The following is a 16,749-nucleotide window of genomic DNA, read 5'->3' as shown; positions in this document are numbered from 1 at the left end:
CATGTTCTGGTCTATTTAATCCTATTTTTTAAATTTCTCCCGCCTGGGCTGAATCCCTGTAGGAGTTCAATTCCCTAAACTGTTTTAACTGGGTGGCCTAAATTACTGAATCAGGCGATGGAATGCTCTACAGCACTCGTTCTAGGCGCGATCGCCTCGTCCGGCATTTTCCCTCATCACCCAGCCAGCCCCTCATTTTCTGATAGATTTATGACAAATTCCTCCGAATTATCCCTGACCCAGAAAAATTTTAATATTTTTTAATCTTCTTTCTTAAAAACTAACCCCTGTTGAGTATAAACTATTACATCAATAGGGGAAAGATTTGTCTAGAATCAGTCACAGTCTAACCGAATCTTAAAGGACACGCTTGCTAAAGTCATACCCCTAAGACCATGCAGGCAAAACTCTATCTATAAACTTTACCTTATAGCAATGCGTACACTGTCCTTATTCTTTCAATGGTTTATCGGTGTGCCTCTCCTTCCCGCTGCCTTGATGCTTGGGGGGTGCGACAGCCGAGAGTCCGGCCTCAACTCCCACAGTTCCTTTAACATTGAACAAGCCACGGCTGAGTACATGGCAAACTCCCACTTTATTAAAGATATTGTCGGAGTAGATGCTTTGGTGAATCGTACCTTTTGCGCGTACCAGGTCTATGGAATAGAAGCCAAAAAACGAGAAATTCATCAATATTTGTGGGTGGTCTGTCATGAATATGATGTGGAAAATAATCAACTCTTCCAGAAGCGAGGGGGTAGTTTTCCCATAGCATTGATTTTAAATAAAAATTCTCAGGGATATCGAATTGTTAATCATAAAATTCCTCGCCAGGGCAAAGAAGGAACTTCTGATTTAACCGCGATATTTCCTGAGTTTATTCTGGAAAATTCCAGTTTTCCGTTAAATAATACCGCTTATAGCGAGTATCTGATTACTCGATTGGGAAATGATACTCAGCAAGCGGCTAAAGATTATTTTGAAATGGAGTAAATCCCCGGGGTACAGCGATGCCGTACCCCTTCTTTTAAAGGAGAAAAACTATCAACTTGGGACCCGCACTAAAAGGGCGATCGCCTCTATAATTTAGCCTCTGGCAACCTGATTCCTTTAAGAGATATAGCCCGTCTAAATCAATTAGACCCTCAATCCAAGACTTTCACTCTTGTACGGCCTCAAGCCTGCGACATCGCTTCGCTTAAGACAAAGCCTGTGAGGAGTGCACTGACATTGAGCTTCGCTATTTCTAGGTCAAAATGATTTAGACGCGCTATATTTCTACCCCTACCGCTTAAACATTAAACCGGAACAGCATTACATCGCCTTCTTGAACCACATACTCTTTTCCTTCACTGCGAATCAACCCTTTTTCCTTCGCCGCATTCATCGAACCTGTACTCACCAAATCCTCATAGGCAACCGTTTCAGCACGAATGAAACCCCGTTCAAAATCCGTATGAATCACCCCGGCTGCTTGAGGTGCTAACATTCCTTCTCGAATGGTCCAAGCCCGGGTTTCTTTCGGTCCAGTCGTGAGAAATGTGCGTAATCCCAATAATTGATACGTCGCGGCAATCAACGACTTTAATCCGCCTTCTTCCACCCCGAGAGAGGCGAGAAAATCTCCCCGTTCCTCTTCCGGAAGGTCCACCAGTTCCGATTCAACTTGTGCCGAAATAATTACTACCTTGGCATTTTCGGCTGAGGCAACTTCTCGAACTTTTTCTACCCATTCATTGCCAGTCGCCAAGTCATCTTCCGAGACATTAGCTGCATAAATAATCGGTTTGCTGGTAAGTAAATCAAGGGTCAGAATAGCTTCCGTTTCTTCCGCCGTTAAAGACACTTGCCGCGCTTGTTTCCCTTCATTCAAGGCTGCCGCTAATTTTTCTAAAGCGGCCATTTCAAGTTGACCCTCTTTACTGCTGCGCGCTAATTTCCGAGTCCGATCCATGCGCCGCTCAATTTGTGCTAAATCCGCTAATCCCAGTTCTAAGTTAATGATTTCGATATCCCGAACGGGATCGACAGAACCCGCTACGTGAATGATATTTTCATCGTCAAAACAACGGACCACCTGCACGATCGCATCGACTTGCCGAATATGAGATAAAAACTGGTTACCCAGACCCTCGCCTTTGCTGGCACCTTTGACTAATCCGGCAATGTCCACAAACTCGATGCGCGTGGGGACGATTTGCTCGGATTTTGAGAGTTTTGCCAACAGGGTTAACCGCTCATCTGGCACCGCCACGACTCCCACATTGGGTTCGATGGTGCAGAAAGGGAAGTTAGCCGCTTGCGCTTTAGCATTCGCAACTAAGGCATTAAATAAAGTAGATTTTCCCACATTTGGGAGTCCGACAATTCCGGCTCTTAGCATTTTAGACGTTACAAGTAGAAGTTTCGGTATGGGCATTCAACCGGAGACTGACTCCGAATGAAATACTCTAGCAAACATTGGTCTGTGAAGGCTATCTAGGGGGTGAACAGGATAGCGGTTAAAAACCGGGTTTCTCAATAAAATTTATACCTATTAGCAACCAATCGAGAACAGAAACCCGGTTTCTTGTCCTAGGGATTCACGACTGTTCCAAAGCTCTAGGCAGGCTGTAGGGGTTCAATCCCGCGCCGGTTGTGGGGATCACTTTACCGATCGCCTAGGGATGCCTAGGGATGAATTGACCCATCTGGCATTGTAGCGCCCGCGAGGTTGGCATGGCTCAGATTGCTGCCGGTGAGGTTCGCGCCATAAAGGTTAGCACCTTTGAGGTTAGCCCGATAGAAATTCGCCCCGGTTAGGTTGGCATTCCGCAAGTCCGCTTGACTTAAATCAGCCTCACTCAGGGAAGTGGGTTGCCGGTTTTGCTCATCCTGCAATTCCAGTTCATCCCCGTTGAGAATTAACAGAAAAGGTCCGATGCGAATTCGGGCTCCATCGGGTAACACCATTGATTCCTCGATTTGCTGGTCATTGACAAAGACCCCATTCGTGCTGTTATGGTCACGAATAATATATTGTCCATTCTCTTCGATATCGATGGAAGCATGACGACGGGAGACAAACGGGGAATAAATCTGTAAGGAAACGCTGGGATCGCGACCCAGCATGACAGATTTTTTATTTTTGAGGGACAAGGACCGCTCGGCGATCGGCTCTCTCTTGGGACTCGACAGATCCGCTCCTAGTAAATTCGCTTCGCTGAGGTTGGCGCGACTGAGATTAGCATCACACAATTTGGCCCCGCTGAGGTTTGCTTTCCGTAAAGTCGCTTCACTGAGGTTCGCTTCGGTCAAATTGGCTTCACTCAAACTGGCTTCACTGAGGTTGGTGCGACTCAGATTACTTCCAGACAGATTCGTTCCATCGAGCTTGGCTTTGCTCAAATTGGCTTCACTAAATTTGGCGTTGCGTAAGTCGGCTTCTACTAAATTAGCTTCAATTAATTTAGCGGCGAATAGTTCAGCATTTCTCAAGTCTGCTTTTTCTAATTTAGCTCCAGTGAGGTCACTATCAAAGAGTCGCGCTTCACTTAAATTGGCCCCGTTCAATTTGGCCCCATGTAACTTGGCATTATTCAGACTGGCAAAAGAAAGATTACTATCGCTTAAATTAGCTTGATTTAAGGTGGCTTCATTCAAATTAGCCCGAGTCAGGTTGGCTCCACTGAGGTCGGCGCGGGTGAGATTAGCGCGATGAAGGTCCGCATCGCTGAGTTCAGCTCGAAATAAATCCGCCCGAAACAAATCGGCCCGACTGAGGTCGGCATAGCTTAATTTAGCGCCAAAGAGCTTGCCATTACTCAAGTCCGCACGGCTCAGGTGAGCATTTTCTAAATTGGCTCCACTGAGTTTGATGCCACTGAGTTTGGCCTCAAACAGGTCAGCACAACTTAGGTCGGCATCGTATAAATCCGCCAGACTGAGTTCAGCAAACATCAAGTCAGCACGGACTAAGTAGGCACCCCGAAAATCCCTTTCTCCTGCTGCATACCGCTTCAGCAGTTCGTTAGCATCCATATTGGTTTAGTGGTAGAGAGTTAGCAAGGAAAGCTGTATCTAAAAATCTTCCCAAAACAGAACCCTTTTGACTGCCTGAATTGAAAATCCCCTAGGGTCGTTGAATGGAGTCCCGGGGAAAATATTGGCCTAGATACGCCTCGGCATCAGAGCGGCTTTGAATTTGCCCGTCTAGGGTGGCCGCAAGCAGGCTGTCTAAAATGGTCTTAAAGTGGGGTCCGGGTTTGTAACCGAGGGCTTTGAGATCATTGCCGTTGAGTAAGGGTTTAGCATTCATCCAGTGATGGATATATTGCCAGATTCGCCGCCTGACCACTTTGGGACTCATAACGGCGATCGCCATCAACAACGTCCGGTCATAACGGCTTAACAATCGGACTACCTCGCTGGGTCGGGAAATCTCCTGCACCGGAGTAACGGCGATCGCCGCCGTTGCCAACTGTTCTAAGCGCTCAATGCTATCGGTACTCATTTGCAAATTTTGGGCCACTTCTCCCCGCCATTGCGGCTCTAAATGAGCAATTAGCAGTTCTAGGCGAATCTGCCACGATTCGGGAAGGGTTTTAAGCGGCGATTCGGCTCCATTCACCGTACCCTGAATTTGACGAATCCAGCGATCGACCGATCGCAGTTGCTGCCATAAATCCCGGTCTAATTTTAAGCTGGGATGGATACAGCGTAATGCATCAAAGGAGTCTAATAATTGCAAAGCCCGTTGCCAGTAAGGGGCTTGTAAAATATATTTCAGTTCATTCTTCAGTCTGGTTTCCAATGCAGGCACGCGCCGAGTTAACTCCGGCGATCGCAAATACACCCCACTCTCCATCGCCAGCCGAATATACCCTTGAGTCTGAGGTTCAATCTCGAATCCCAACCGCACCGCAAACCGCACCGCCCGATAAATCCGCGTCGGGTCCTCAATAAAACTATTGGCGTGTAACACCCGAATCTGTCCCGCCTGTAAATCTAACCAACCCCCAAAGAAATCTAAGATTTCCCCGCGACGATTCGGCCCCGTGAGCCTCACAGCGAGGGCATTCAAGGTAAAATCTCTGCGGTAGAGGTCTTGCCGAATGGAGGAGGCTTCAACTTCGGGATTTGCCGCTGGATAGGGATAAAATTCCGTCCGTGCTGTGGCAATATCGACCCATAGAGAATCTAACTCCGGGTCTTTATGCCACAACAAGGCAGCAGTTTGAAATTGGCCGTGAATATCTAAACGAGCCGTAGGATAAAGTTTTTGAAGTTGTTCAGCCAGTTCGACCCCGGCAGCATCATCGGCACGAGAATCGAACCCATCCACAACGAGATCAATATCTGTTAGCAGCAGGGGTGCGCGATCGCCTTCGGGTTCTTTCCGGCTCTCCTCTTTCTCTAATAATTTAAACCCCGCGCTCCCCTCTTGGTGATAAATTGCCCAGAGGATGTCCCGCACCGCTCCACCGACGAGATAAAGATGCCACCCCCGTTCTTCCGCCAATTGGGCCGCCCGATTGAGGAGGGTCCCCAGTTGCGGCGCGAGGCGATTAGCCAACAGGGAGGCAACTTCCCGAGGTAAGGGACAATAGGGCGGACTTCCAGTGGTTAAATTGCTCTTAGAGCCGATCGCACTATCTTGGTGCAGTTGTCGCAAGACATCAGTGCGGGTCACAATTCCTTGCAATGCCCCTTCAGACAACACCGGCAATCGACCGATATCAAAGGTTACCATCAGGTCCTCAATCTCCGGTAAAGGCGTATCCGGGGCGATCGTTCTAACATTGCTACTCATATAGCCTTTAACTGGGGCATGACCCAATCCATGATGCAGGGCAATATCCAGGTCCCGGCGACAAATCACCCCCACGAGGGTTCCTGCTTCATTCACCACAGATAACCCCGAATGTCCGTAGCGCAACAGAATCCGTTGAGCTTCATGAATGGTAGTCTCGGGTCGAATGGTCCGGACTGGAGAAGACATCAATTCTCGGGCGACAGGTTGATGTGGAATTTGTGTTTTAAAGTCTTCGAGGATTTCCTGGAAGGTAGCTACCGGGTCCGTGAGGCGCAAACTAACCGAACTGGCACGGGGATGTCCCCCACCCCCCCAAGGGGTGAATAGAGTTTGGAGATTGGTCCTGGCAATGCGCGATCGGCCAATCACCATGAGCCGATGTTCATCAGAGCCTTTAATGGGATAGCGATTTCCCAACAGCAGCGCTTCCGTGTCGGTAATCTCCATGATTTGCGCTGCAACACTAGATAATCCAGCAATGTATTCCGGGGTTTCCAACAGCACCGTAGAAACGGGATGACCCTGGATGGTTTCGGTGTGTAGGGTGTCTAAGGCAGTGGTGAGTAGGTCCTGGAGTCGGGGGGATAATCCCGGTTCGATATATTCGGCAATCACCGATAAGGAAGCGCCTTGTTCCATTAACCAAGCTAAGGCGATCGCATCCCTAGGGGTTGTATGGTCAAAGGTTAAAGACCCCGTATCCACATGAATACCCAGGGCCATGACTGTTGCTTCAGCCACATTCAAAATTGGTCCGTTGGGATGAGGGTCTAATCCTAGGCGAAGCTGTTCCACGATCGCCGTCGTCGTGGCTCCTAGGGCTTCAATATGAGTCTCTGTCGCTGGAATATCGCTGTGAACATGAGGGTGATGATCCCAGACTGAAATCGGGACGGGCAAATCTAACCATTCTGCGGTTTTACCCAGGCGATCGCGCTGTTGGGTATCCACTACCGTCACGGACCGAATGCGATCGGGATTGACCGATCGCCGTTCAATCAAGGGGTACTCATCCCGATGTAACGCCAAAAATTGCCGCACTCCCGGATGGCAACCCCCCGCTAGTACAATTCGACTTCCCGGGGATAACCGAGTCACTCCCACCGCAGCCCCCAAGGTATCGAAATCTGCCGTGGTATGACACAAAATAATGTCCATTTTTCTTGTCATGTGTTTGTTAGGGAGATGGGGAGGATGGGGGAGATGGGGAGGATGGGGGAGATAGGGAGGATGGGGGAGATGGGGAGATTTCCTCCTGTCATGACTGTGCCATGATACGCACAATCAGCAGCTTAAGCGCCTGTATAGGGACTGGAGGCAGAACCTTCTAAAAGCGTGACTTGCTTAAGCTAAGTCACGAGGAAACGACTGAAGTCGTTACTACAAAAATCCCCATCCTCCCCATCTCCCCCATCCTCCCCATCTCCCCCATCCTCCCCATCCTCCCCATCCCCCCCACCTCCCTAACAATAAAGCCTGTACCCCCTCTATGAGAGTGGGTCATTTTTTGGTAGGTTAGGAATCAGAGCGATTAATTAACCTTAGTTTGCTCTAGTTTCAACCCTGATTACTAGACCACTGCTGTCAAAGGAAGAAAAAAAAATGACAATTATTTTTCAACTGGCTCTTGCCGCTCTGGTTTTCTTGTCTTTTGTGATGGTCGTGGGCGTTCCTGTCGCTTATGCCTCTCCCCAAAACTGGGATCAATCTAAACCCCTGCTGTTCATTGGTTCGGGTGTTTGGTTTGCTCTGGTGATTCTGGTGGGAGTTTTAAACTTTTTGGTGGTATAAGCGCCAGGATATTTCGGGCAGTGATCGGAAGGTTCAATGGGCGATCGGTGTGATTCCGATGGTCTTTTGTCCTTTCGATTCCCGATCGCCCATTCCACAGGGGGAGCATGAAGGCTTACCCCTACAACTTTATCGATAATCAATTAGACCTAAAACTAATATGGCCGTTTTTGAGGGAACGTTTACCCAGACTGAGGGCTTGCGGTTTGCGATCGTGATCAGTCGCTTCAATGATTTGATTGTGGGCAAACTGTTACAGGGCTGTGAAGATGCTCTGAAGCGTCACGGTGTGGATGTGGATCCCCAGGGGACTCAGGTAGATTATGTATGGATTCCCGGGAGTTTTGAAGTGCCCATTGTGGCGCGTCAACTCGCTGTTTCTGGGCGCTATGATGCGGTGATTTGCTTAGGTGCAGTGATCCGAGGTCAAACCCCTCATTTTGATTATGTGGCAGCAGAGGTCTCGAAAGGGATTGCAGCGGCGGGATATCAGACGGGAGTACCGGTGATTTTTGGCATTATTACGGCGGATACGATGCAACAAGCCCTAGAACGGGCAGGGGTGAAAAGTAATAAGGGCTGGGATTATGGCATGAATGCCCTGGAAATGGCGAGTTTGATGCGGTGCTTAAATCAGGTAGGTTCTGGGGAGGGGAATGCCCCTCAGAAAGCGGCCCTAGGCGGTGGCGATCGCTCGTTACCAGCTTCTGCATTAAAACAACCTCGATCCGCCCAGGTTTCTTCGGATGCCGAACTGGAATAAGGCTTGTCTGCCCATCGTTTCAGGGCTTTGAGCGACGCTCAAAAATTTTTTGAGCGATCGCCTTGACAAACCCTGGTGAATCTGCCATACTAATAAAGTCAAAGATTTGCGGGTATAGCTCAGTGGTAGAGCGTCACCTTGCCAAGGTGAATGTCGCGCGTTCGAATCGCGTTACCCGCTTTTTAAACTATCCATGAATTATCTGATCAAAAATAGCTTTTGCGATCGGGAATTCCCTTGAGAATCCCGATTACAGTTGTTATGATCCAGTTGCAAGCCTGAGTGTAAGTTGCCAGCAGGGCGAACGCTCAAGTCAAAAAACGATGTTAAGATCCGGGCAGATAACCTCAAGGTGATGAAAACTCCCGAATGCTACAATCAGTCCTGTAATATAAACGGGAAAAATGGAGCATTAAGCTCCTATCGTAAGCTGTCAAAATTTCCAGGCGATCGCCGAGGATCATCGATCGCAGAGATTGGCAAGTCTATGTTGTAAAGTCGTGGAATTTTTATGGATTAGCGCCTGTGCCATCTCAAAAATCCCAAAAGATCGACCTCAATGCAGAGTACCCCTGTCCCTGTAGGCGGCGGGGACGTTTGGTCCCGATCACCCTAACCGAAGCCTTGGGGTGCGATCGGTGTCAAAATATTTTTGTGGTTACTGAAGATGGACAGGGAATCGAGCAACTCCCGACTAACTCACCCTATAAACGGTGTTGGAACTGGAACGGCAATCAGTGGTGCGTCACCAATACCCGACTGAGGGAGAGTTACTTACCCATGTCCCTCGTGATTGTCATCGGCCTAGTGGTATTCTGGTTACCCTACGCTTTGGGGTTACCCCTAGGCCCCAGTGTGATCCCTTGGGTCATTTTAGCGGTGTTGCTGGCAACCTTGCCAGCCTTAATGGTTTGGTTGGCTTACAGGCGATAGATGAGCTCGATGACAACAGATTCTACTTTTCCCCCAAATCCTGATGCGATGGCAGTCGTGGAGAGCGTCTATCAAGCTTCTTTGATCATGGCGCAGACTTCCAGCCAACAACGAACCCGTGCTTTGGAGGAGATGGCGAAATCCCTCAAGCAAGCCTCGGATGATATTTTAGAAGCCAATACCCTCGATTTGGAAGCGTCGCGGGAAATGGCAGTGCCTGATTTAATTCTGGAATGGCTCAAGTTGACCCCAGAACGAATCCAAACAACGGTGCAAATTCTGCAACGGTTGGCGGAATTATCCGATCCGATGCGCCGGGTTATGAATGCCTCCTACCAGGTGGAGGGGTCACAATCTTACTGCCAGTTGATGCCTTTAGGGGTAATCAGTTTAGTCTATGAAGCGTTACCAGATTTAGGGGCGATCGCCGCCGGGTTATGCATCAAAACCGGCAACTGTCTGATTCTCAAAGGCGGAATGTATGCAGCCCACTCCAACACTGCGATCGCCGATGCCTTGCAACGCGCCCTATTCAAAGCAGATATGCCCGAAGGCTGTCTGGAAATGATTCCGGCAGAAATGGGGGTTTCCACCCGCGATTTAGTCCGCCAAGATAAATATATCAATTTAGTCATCCCTTACGGTCGCCCTAGTCTCGTCCAGCAGGTGATTCGTCAAGCAACGGTCCCGGTACTCAAATCCGGCATGGGTAACTGTTACCTGTATTGGTCCCCCAGCGGGAGTATGGATTTGGCACGCTGGATGATTCAAGACTCCCACCAAAGTGAACCCGATCCCGTCAATGCCATTGAAAAAGTCCTGATTCATCCCAATCAAAAACCCTCCTCCTTAGCAATGTTGTTTAATAGCTTGCAAGATAAAGGGTTTGAAGTTCGGGTAGATGACCTTCTCAGTGAAGAGTTTCCAGACTTAAAAAAAGTAGAAGAATCAGAATGGTCTTCGGCCTATTTAACCAAAACTGTCGCCTTTAAAGTGGTGGATAATCTGGAAGCGGCGATCGCCTGGATTAATCAATACAGCAGTGGTCATGCGGATTGTATCGTCACTGAATCCTATCTGGAAAGTTCTCAATTTGGGGGAGGAGTCAACAGCGCCTCAACCTATATCAACGCTTCGCCTCGCTTTTACCGCTATCCCAAACAGGGAGATGCTATTTTTCTAGGAATGTCCAACCAAAAAGGCCATCGCCGAGGCTTAATTAGCATGGAAAGTTTGACTACTGTCAAACATATTATTCAAGGCAAAGGTCAAGTTTAAACCCTTCCATCTCGGATTCATGAGACCTCTTGCACAATAACGGATGAACCCCCCTTCTCCCCAGGAAATCCCCCTCCCGTCCTCCTTCTTAAGGGGAACGCCAGAGGAATAAATATTGATTTAATGGGGGAAAGCCATAGAAATAAATCCTTAAGCCCCCCTTGTTAAGGGGGGTTTGGGGGGATCAATCCGGTATTCACCAAAAAGTCTATTAAAAATGGGGAGGATAAATTTGATTTATCCTCCCCACTCTTTTTTTCTCAATCCAATCCGAGTTTTGCCGGTTTAAACCTCAGTGGTTATTTCCCAACTAACTTGACATTTTTCGCAAGGCCCAGGGCTTGTAAAATTTGAATCGTCATCCAAGTAAAATCAATTTCCCACCACTGCATTCCATGTCGGGCAGAATATTGATAGGCATGGTGATTATTGTGCCAACCTTCGCCATAGGTGACTAACGCAACCCACCAGCAGTTCGTAGAGCGATCTTCACTGTCATAGGTGCGATAGCCAAACTTATGAGTGGCGCTGTTCACAAACCAGGTGCAGTGAAACACCACGACAAGGCGAACAAAAATTCCCCAAACCACGAAGGACCAGCCAAGTCCGGGAGAAATGGCTTCGCCTAAAAAGTAGAAACTAATACCTAAAGCAATTTGAAGCGGCAGTAAAAACTTGTCGCAAAACTGATAAAACGGATCGTCTGCAATATCTTTTGTTAAGCGAGGGATTTCCGCCTCAGCGGGAGAATGATAGAATAGCCAGCCCATGTGGCTCCACCAGAACCCCTGATTGGAGTCATGGGGATCAGCGGTATTATCCGAGTGGAGATGATGTGCACGATGCAGTCCAACCCAATCGATCGGACTCCCTTGACAGCTGAGGGTGCCGCACAGGATCAGAAAATACTCTAACCACTTGGGTGCAGTAAAGCTGCGATGAGTCACTAATCGATGAAATCCCAGGGTAATTCCCAGACCCCCGGTTACCCAGTGGAAAAAGACCGCTAACCCCACTGCCGCCCAACTAAAGTTGCTTGGCAGGAATGCGAATAGGGCAAAAGCATGAATTGCAATCATGAAAATGATAACCGGCCAGTCAGGCGGCATCCGGGATAGATCTTGCCCTATTGTTGCTTGTGTTTCTTGTGTTGAACTGACAATCGTCATCTGTGACCTTATTGTGACCTTATTACAAATTTTTCTGCCAAAATCTGCTGTGGGATGTTGCAATGGCACCATCACCTATTAAGCGTGAGGTCTAGTCTTTTTGCCCTACAGCGCGATCGCCTCGACTCCCGGTAAGAGTCTGTCAAAACGCCCAAGTTGGCAAAACCCTCGATTGGCTGAGATTATTTTACATCAGGGCAATTTTTTCCCTTAACTTACTGTAACATTTCCCATGAGGTTTTAATGGATCGCTCTCAATGGCTGCAAGAAGCAGAAACCGCGCTGTTTCCTCTATTTTGTCAAATTGATGCTCAGGTCAAGAAAAACCTAGAGCGGGTCCTCGGGGCTTATCGCCGTCACCGTGTAGGGGTTCACCATTTTGCTGGGGTGACCGGATATGGTCATGATGACTTGGGACGCCAGACCCTGGATCAAATCTTTGCTGAGGTGATGGGTGCTGAAGCAGCGACGGTGCGGGTACAGTTTGTTTCTGGAACTCATGCGATCGCTTGCGCCCTCTTTGGGGTCCTCCGTCCCGGAGATGAAATGTTGGCTGTGGCGGGCGCTCCCTACGATACCTTAGAGGAAGTGATTGGGTTACGCGGTACGGGTCAAGGCTCCCTCATGGAATTCGGAGTGAGTTATCGTCAATTGGAACTAACCCCCACCGGAGAAATCGATTGGGTGGCCCTCCAAAGTTCAGTTACGAAAAAGACCCGTTTGGTGTCGATCCAGCGCTCTTGTGGGTACTCTTGGCGTCCCAGTCTTTCCATTGCGGATATTGAAAAAATTATTCATCTCGTCAAGGAGCAAAATCCCGAGACGATTTGTTTTGTAGATAACTGCTATGGGGAATTTATTGAAGATCGCGAACCCCCGGCGGTGGGGGCGGATTTAATTGCCGGTTCTTTGATTAAAAATCCCGGGGGGACAATTGTTGAGGGTGGCGGCTATGTGGCAGGGCGCGCGGATTTGGTCGAAGCGGCCACCTGTCGCCTGACTGCGCCGGGAATTGGCAGTAGTGGGGGGGCGACGTTCGATCGCAATCGGTTACTGTTTCAGGGGTTGTTTCTCGCGCCACAAATGGTGGGAGAGGCGATGAAGGGAAATCATTTGACTGCTTATGTGTTCGATCGCCTGGGATATCCGGTCAACCCGGCCCCCACTGCACCAAGGCGGGATGTCATTCAAGGGATTCAGTTGGGGTCACCGGAAAAACTGATTGCGTTTTGCCGTGCGATTCAAAAGTATTCCCCTATCGGGTCCTATTTGGATCCAGTGCCTGCACCGATGCCTGGGTACGAGAGTCAGTTGGTGATGGCAGGGGGGAGTTTTATTGATGGCAGTACCTCGGAGTTATCTGCGGATGGTCCATTGCGGGAGCCTTATGTGGTGTTTTGCCAGGGAGGAACTCATTGGACTCATGTGGCGATCGCCCTAGAAGCGGCAGTCGCAGCGGTGGGTCCGGCTTAACGGGCTGTCCTCGTCGTTAATACTTCCGGCTGTTATTCAACGAGGGTTGCTTCTCGCTAACGGAACGAAAGAGGGCCTCTGCCCTCTCGGTTCAAGCTACTTGTTGTTGCACCTCGACGAAACTAAAGGAGGATTCCAAGTAACTCTGACGGCAAGTAAAGACGGTGTAGCCCTGAAGTGGCATCAAAGATATAAACTCGCCACAACAATCAATGACCCGATAGTAACGGCCATCCCTGGAAATTAAACAATCTCCCGTTTGGATTTTCATAGGTAGTATCCAAAAAGGCGTACTCAATATTCTATCCGGTTGTTAATTTAAGTTGATTTTCACAAACTTTACTTAATCTTACCGGATATTTTTTGAGGACTGTCAATTATTGTTATAAAAAAAATAAAGTTTTGTAAATAAATCGTTACAATTATCCTCAAGGGTATGGAACCATTAGGGGAGCAAATGCTTCCAGGCTTTAAACCGGATGGGGGAGATTGGAAATAATCAATGATGACTCAACCGGGAAGAGGAGAACAGTTTAGGGTTCAATGGCTGCAAGGTTCAAAATTGCATCGCCTTGATTAACCAAAGGGTTTTGAGTATGACCAATAATCACCCCATCAAAGGGGGCATAAACTTTCATCGTCTGGTCTCCGAAGGCATCACAGATAATCCCTAAGCGCTGTTTTTTGGAGATAGATTGGCCGAGTCCTACTTCTAAATGAAGAATTCCACTAGAGGGCGATCGCACCCATTGGGTTTTTTTCACTTCTAAAGAAGGAGGAAAGGGGGAGGGCGCACCAGCGGAGATCATCCCCAACATTGCCATTACTTGCATAATTCCCCGAGTTCCCACTGCGATCGCCTCCGCATCAAATCTGAGTGCTTCTCCACTTTCATAGAGCAGAACTGGAATTCCCAACTGAGTCGCCGCTTGTCGCAAGGAACCATCCCGAGTCGTCGCATGAATCATCAGAGGTGCGCCAAATGCCTGAGCACAGCGAAACGTTTCGCGATCGTAGAGATTAGCCCGAATTTGCGGTAGATTAATTCGATGATGGGAAGCCGTATGTAAATCAATCCCATGCGTACATCGCATCACCACTTCTTTCATGAACAGATACGCCAAACGAGAAGCTAATGAACCCCTTGCCGAACCCGGAAAAGAACGGTTTAAGTCTCGGCGATCGGGTAAATAGCGCGACTGTTCAATAAACCCGAACACATTCACAATTGGCACCGCGATGATGCTGCCACAGAGTTGACGGGGGGAAATCTGATGCAGCACTTGTCGAATAATTTCCACCCCATTAATTTCATCTCCGTGAATTGCGGCACTCAACCAGAGTCGAGGCCCCGGTCGAGTGCCATTGATGACAGTAACGGGCAGTCCAAGCAGGGTTTGCGTCGGCAGTCGGGCAACCGGCAATTCTAAGCGCCTTTGTTCTCCCGGTGGGATGGTGGCATTGCCGATTTGAATGACTCCAGACATACAGTTTAACGTTCGCTTTGCAAGTCGCTGAGGATTGAAGGGAAGCTGTGAATGCCTTCTAATTTACAATGCTTTGGCCCCCGGTTAAACCCAGATTGCTCCGGGAGTGGGTAGAAATGGCATGGAGTCTGCTCAGTTGTGATTAGGATTGAATGCGATCGCGGGTTTTTTTCGGCGCAGAATTTTTCTCAATAAACTCGATAATCTTGCTCGCTACATCCACATTGGATGCCGCCTCAATCCCTTCTAAACCCGGTGACGAATTCACCTCAATCACCACCGGACCATGATTGGATCGCAAGATATCCACTCCCGCCACCTTTAACCCCATCGTCTTAGCGGCTCTTACCGCTGTTGAGCGTTCCTCTGGAGTCAGCTTGATTTTTTCCGCCGTCCCTCCCCGATGCAGATTAGAGCGAAATTCTCCCGGTTCACCCTGACGTTTCATCGAGGCAACCACCTTATCTCCCACCACAAAACAGCGGATGTCAGCACCCTCGGCTTCTTTAATAAATTCTTGGACCAAAATATTAGCATCCAACCCGCGAAACGCTTCAATCACCGACTTGGCGGCTTGGGTCGTTTCTGCGAGGACCACCCCAATCCCTTGGGTACCTTCCAGGAGTTTAATCACTAGAGGCGCACCCCCGACAATTTCGATTAACCCTTCAATGTCTTTGGTGGAATTGGCAAAACCAGTGACTGGCAGTCCGATCCCCTCCCGTGCCAGCAGTTGCAAACAGCGCAGTTTATCCCGCGATCGCGAAATCGCCTGAGACTCATTTGCCGTGAAAACTCCCATCATCTCAAACTGACGCACCACTGCCGTTCCATAGAAAGTTTTCGAGGCCCCAATCCGGGGGATAATGGCATCAAAGTCTTCTAACGGTTTCTGCTGATAGACCACCGTTGGCCGATGAGAGGCGATATTCATATAACAGCGCAGGTAATCAATCACCTTCATCTGATGACCTCGTTGCTCACCCGCTTCTTTGAGTCGTCGGGTGGAGTAAAGTGAAGCCTTTTGCGACAAAATCGCGATTTTCATAATTTTCTATATTGGATGCTCTGATCTTAAACTGCTGCGATCTACCCTAGGGCGAAGAAGTCCAAGTTGAAAGTATCCCCGAATTCAAACAACCGGGGGGATAAGTTCTATAAACCTTGGGGTCGCGCCCCCACCCAACCTAGGCCAAGTCTGGGGCTGTGGCGGTAATCTACCCTAGGGCGGTTGGTTTTCAGGGGACGCATAGACTTATATTTTTGTTTTAACCCGTTAAAGGGCTTTTAAGCATAAGACTCTTCTCAAAATTTTATTGATTCTACCTAATTTTAAAGCCTTGTCAATCTTCAGCTAGATAAAATAAATTATTAAATTTTGTTTAAGGAAGGAAAGCATTAAACTTTTTTATACCCGTTCACCCAAAGAGCATTCCCCACCCATCTAAACGGGTTTTAACCTAGGGTTTCAAAACATTAACAAATAGGATTTAGAATAAAAAATAGCGCAATCCTTGTCAATTAGACGGTTATCATCTCAAATTTAAGGGGAGCAAGCTGAGGAGATTTTGTAGCAAGATATTCTATCCTGACGGAGGGCAGGAATTTTTCTCTGACTTATGACTGAGTAAAAAAGACTTTCCGGGATCGACTAAAAAGCGATGCCGTAATGCCTGACGTCCGAGCAGCATCCGAAATCCCATAACGTCGCGATTGGTGAGGGTGAGTTCGATGGGCCATTGATAACCTAAAATTTCGAGCTGGGTGACAATGACCAATCTTAACTCAGCCTGACCGCCCGAATTGCGGACTTGTCTGGCATCCACTAGGGGGGACACCGTAGTAATAGTTTGAATGCTATCCCGTTGATACGGATGCACTTTGAAACGAACTAAATGTTTTCCTTGTTGGTTAAAGCTTTCAATATCAAAGGCATGGATGGCACAAGAGCGCGCACCCGTATCAATTTTGGCTTTAATTTTCTCGATTCCTAGCTCAGGCAAGGAAACCCACTCCCGCCAGCCCATTACCGGGAGTTGTGGTTTTTGTTTCATCCAGTTT

At 48.4% G+C, this 16,749-nt stretch carries 14 protein-coding genes and 1 tRNA gene; 7 read left to right on the top strand and 8 right to left on the bottom strand.

What is annotated here, in order from left to right; genetic code table 11:
- Positions 1-435: 435 nt before the first annotated feature.
- Entirely contained in the window at positions 436-993 is a 558-nt protein-coding gene (locus NG796_RS12730; RefSeq protein ID WP_261207194.1) for a hypothetical protein, read from the top strand.
- A gap of 298 nt (positions 994-1,291) precedes the next feature.
- On the opposite strand, the gene ychF is transcribed toward NG796_RS12730, so the two are convergent.
- From ychF to NG796_RS12715, 3 genes are all read right to left on the bottom strand, one after another.
- Positions 1,292-2,383 (bottom strand): redox-regulated ATPase YchF, encoded by a 1,092-nt coding sequence (gene ychF / locus NG796_RS12725; protein ID WP_261207193.1) that lies wholly within the window; start codon positions 2,381-2,383, stop codon positions 1,292-1,294.
- Positions 2,384-2,670: 287 nt separating this feature from the next.
- Entirely contained in the window at positions 2,671-4,020 is a 1,350-nt protein-coding gene (locus tag NG796_RS12720; RefSeq protein WP_261207192.1) for a pentapeptide repeat-containing protein, read from the bottom strand.
- A gap of 91 nt (positions 4,021-4,111) precedes the next feature.
- A complete protein-coding gene (locus tag NG796_RS12715; protein WP_261207191.1) occupies positions 4,112-6,952 on the bottom strand; it encodes a CBS domain-containing protein in 2,841 nt (946 codons plus the stop codon).
- Positions 6,953-7,396: 444 nt separating this feature from the next.
- Between NG796_RS12715 and psbZ the strand changes: the two genes are divergently transcribed.
- From psbZ to NG796_RS12690, 5 genes are all read left to right on the top strand, one after another.
- On the top strand, positions 7,397-7,585 hold the full coding sequence (psbZ, locus tag NG796_RS12710) for a photosystem II reaction center protein PsbZ (RefSeq protein WP_015151721.1): 189 nt from the start codon (positions 7,397-7,399) through the stop codon (positions 7,583-7,585).
- Positions 7,586-7,745: 160 nt separating this feature from the next.
- Positions 7,746-8,348, top strand: a complete 603-nt coding sequence (ribH, locus tag NG796_RS12705; protein WP_261207190.1) for a 6,7-dimethyl-8-ribityllumazine synthase — start codon at positions 7,746-7,748, stop codon at positions 8,346-8,348.
- A gap of 108 nt (positions 8,349-8,456) precedes the next feature.
- A tRNA-Gly gene (locus NG796_RS12700) sits at positions 8,457-8,528 on the top strand.
- Between the two features lie 345 nt (positions 8,529-8,873).
- A complete protein-coding gene (locus NG796_RS12695; RefSeq protein ID WP_261201355.1) occupies positions 8,874-9,281 on the top strand; it encodes a hypothetical protein in 408 nt (135 codons plus the stop codon).
- 9 nt (positions 9,282-9,290) lie between these two features.
- Positions 9,291-10,559 carry a glutamate-5-semialdehyde dehydrogenase gene (locus NG796_RS12690; RefSeq protein ID WP_261207189.1) on the top strand — a complete coding sequence of 423 codons (1,269 nt, stop codon included), beginning with the start codon at positions 9,291-9,293 and terminating at the stop codon, positions 10,557-10,559.
- Positions 10,560-10,858: 299 nt separating this feature from the next.
- Here NG796_RS12690 and NG796_RS12685 read toward each other — a convergent pair whose 3' ends face one another.
- A complete protein-coding gene (locus NG796_RS12685; RefSeq protein ID WP_411268807.1) occupies positions 10,859-11,668 on the bottom strand; it encodes an acyl-CoA desaturase in 810 nt (269 codons plus the stop codon).
- A gap of 303 nt (positions 11,669-11,971) precedes the next feature.
- Here NG796_RS12685 and NG796_RS12680 point away from each other — a divergent pair, with 303 nt between their 5' ends.
- The gene (locus NG796_RS12680) at positions 11,972-13,201 is read left to right on the top strand and encodes an aminotransferase class I/II-fold pyridoxal phosphate-dependent enzyme (protein ID WP_261207187.1); all 1,230 of its coding nucleotides are present in this window, start codon (positions 11,972-11,974) and stop codon (positions 13,199-13,201) included.
- 91 nt (positions 13,202-13,292) lie between these two features.
- Here the strand turns inward: NG796_RS12680 and NG796_RS12675 are convergent, their stop codons facing one another.
- The 4 genes from NG796_RS12675 to NG796_RS12660 form a co-directional block, all read right to left on the bottom strand.
- Entirely contained in the window at positions 13,293-13,472 is a 180-nt protein-coding gene (locus NG796_RS12675) for a hypothetical protein (protein WP_261207185.1), read from the bottom strand.
- Positions 13,473-13,734: 262 nt separating this feature from the next.
- Positions 13,735-14,688, bottom strand: coding sequence for a succinylglutamate desuccinylase/aspartoacylase family protein (locus tag NG796_RS12670; RefSeq protein ID WP_261207184.1), 954 nt, complete (start codon positions 14,686-14,688; stop codon positions 13,735-13,737).
- 142 nt (positions 14,689-14,830) lie between these two features.
- Positions 14,831-15,736: a 30S ribosomal protein S6--L-glutamate ligase gene (gene rimK, locus NG796_RS12665; protein WP_261207183.1), complete on the bottom strand. Its 906-nt coding sequence runs from the start codon at positions 15,734-15,736 to the stop codon at positions 14,831-14,833.
- A 535-nt stretch (positions 15,737-16,271) separates the two neighbouring features.
- Positions 16,272-16,742, bottom strand: coding sequence for an ATP-dependent zinc protease (locus NG796_RS12660; protein WP_261207181.1), 471 nt, complete (start codon positions 16,740-16,742; stop codon positions 16,272-16,274).
- Between the last annotated feature and the right edge of the window lie 7 nt (positions 16,743-16,749).

Source organism: Laspinema sp. D2d (assembly GCF_025370755.1).
In the GTDB taxonomy this organism is placed as follows: Bacteria; Cyanobacteriota; Cyanobacteriia; order Cyanobacteriales; family Laspinemataceae; genus Laspinema.
This window is presented reverse-complemented; position numbering and strand designations above follow the sequence as displayed.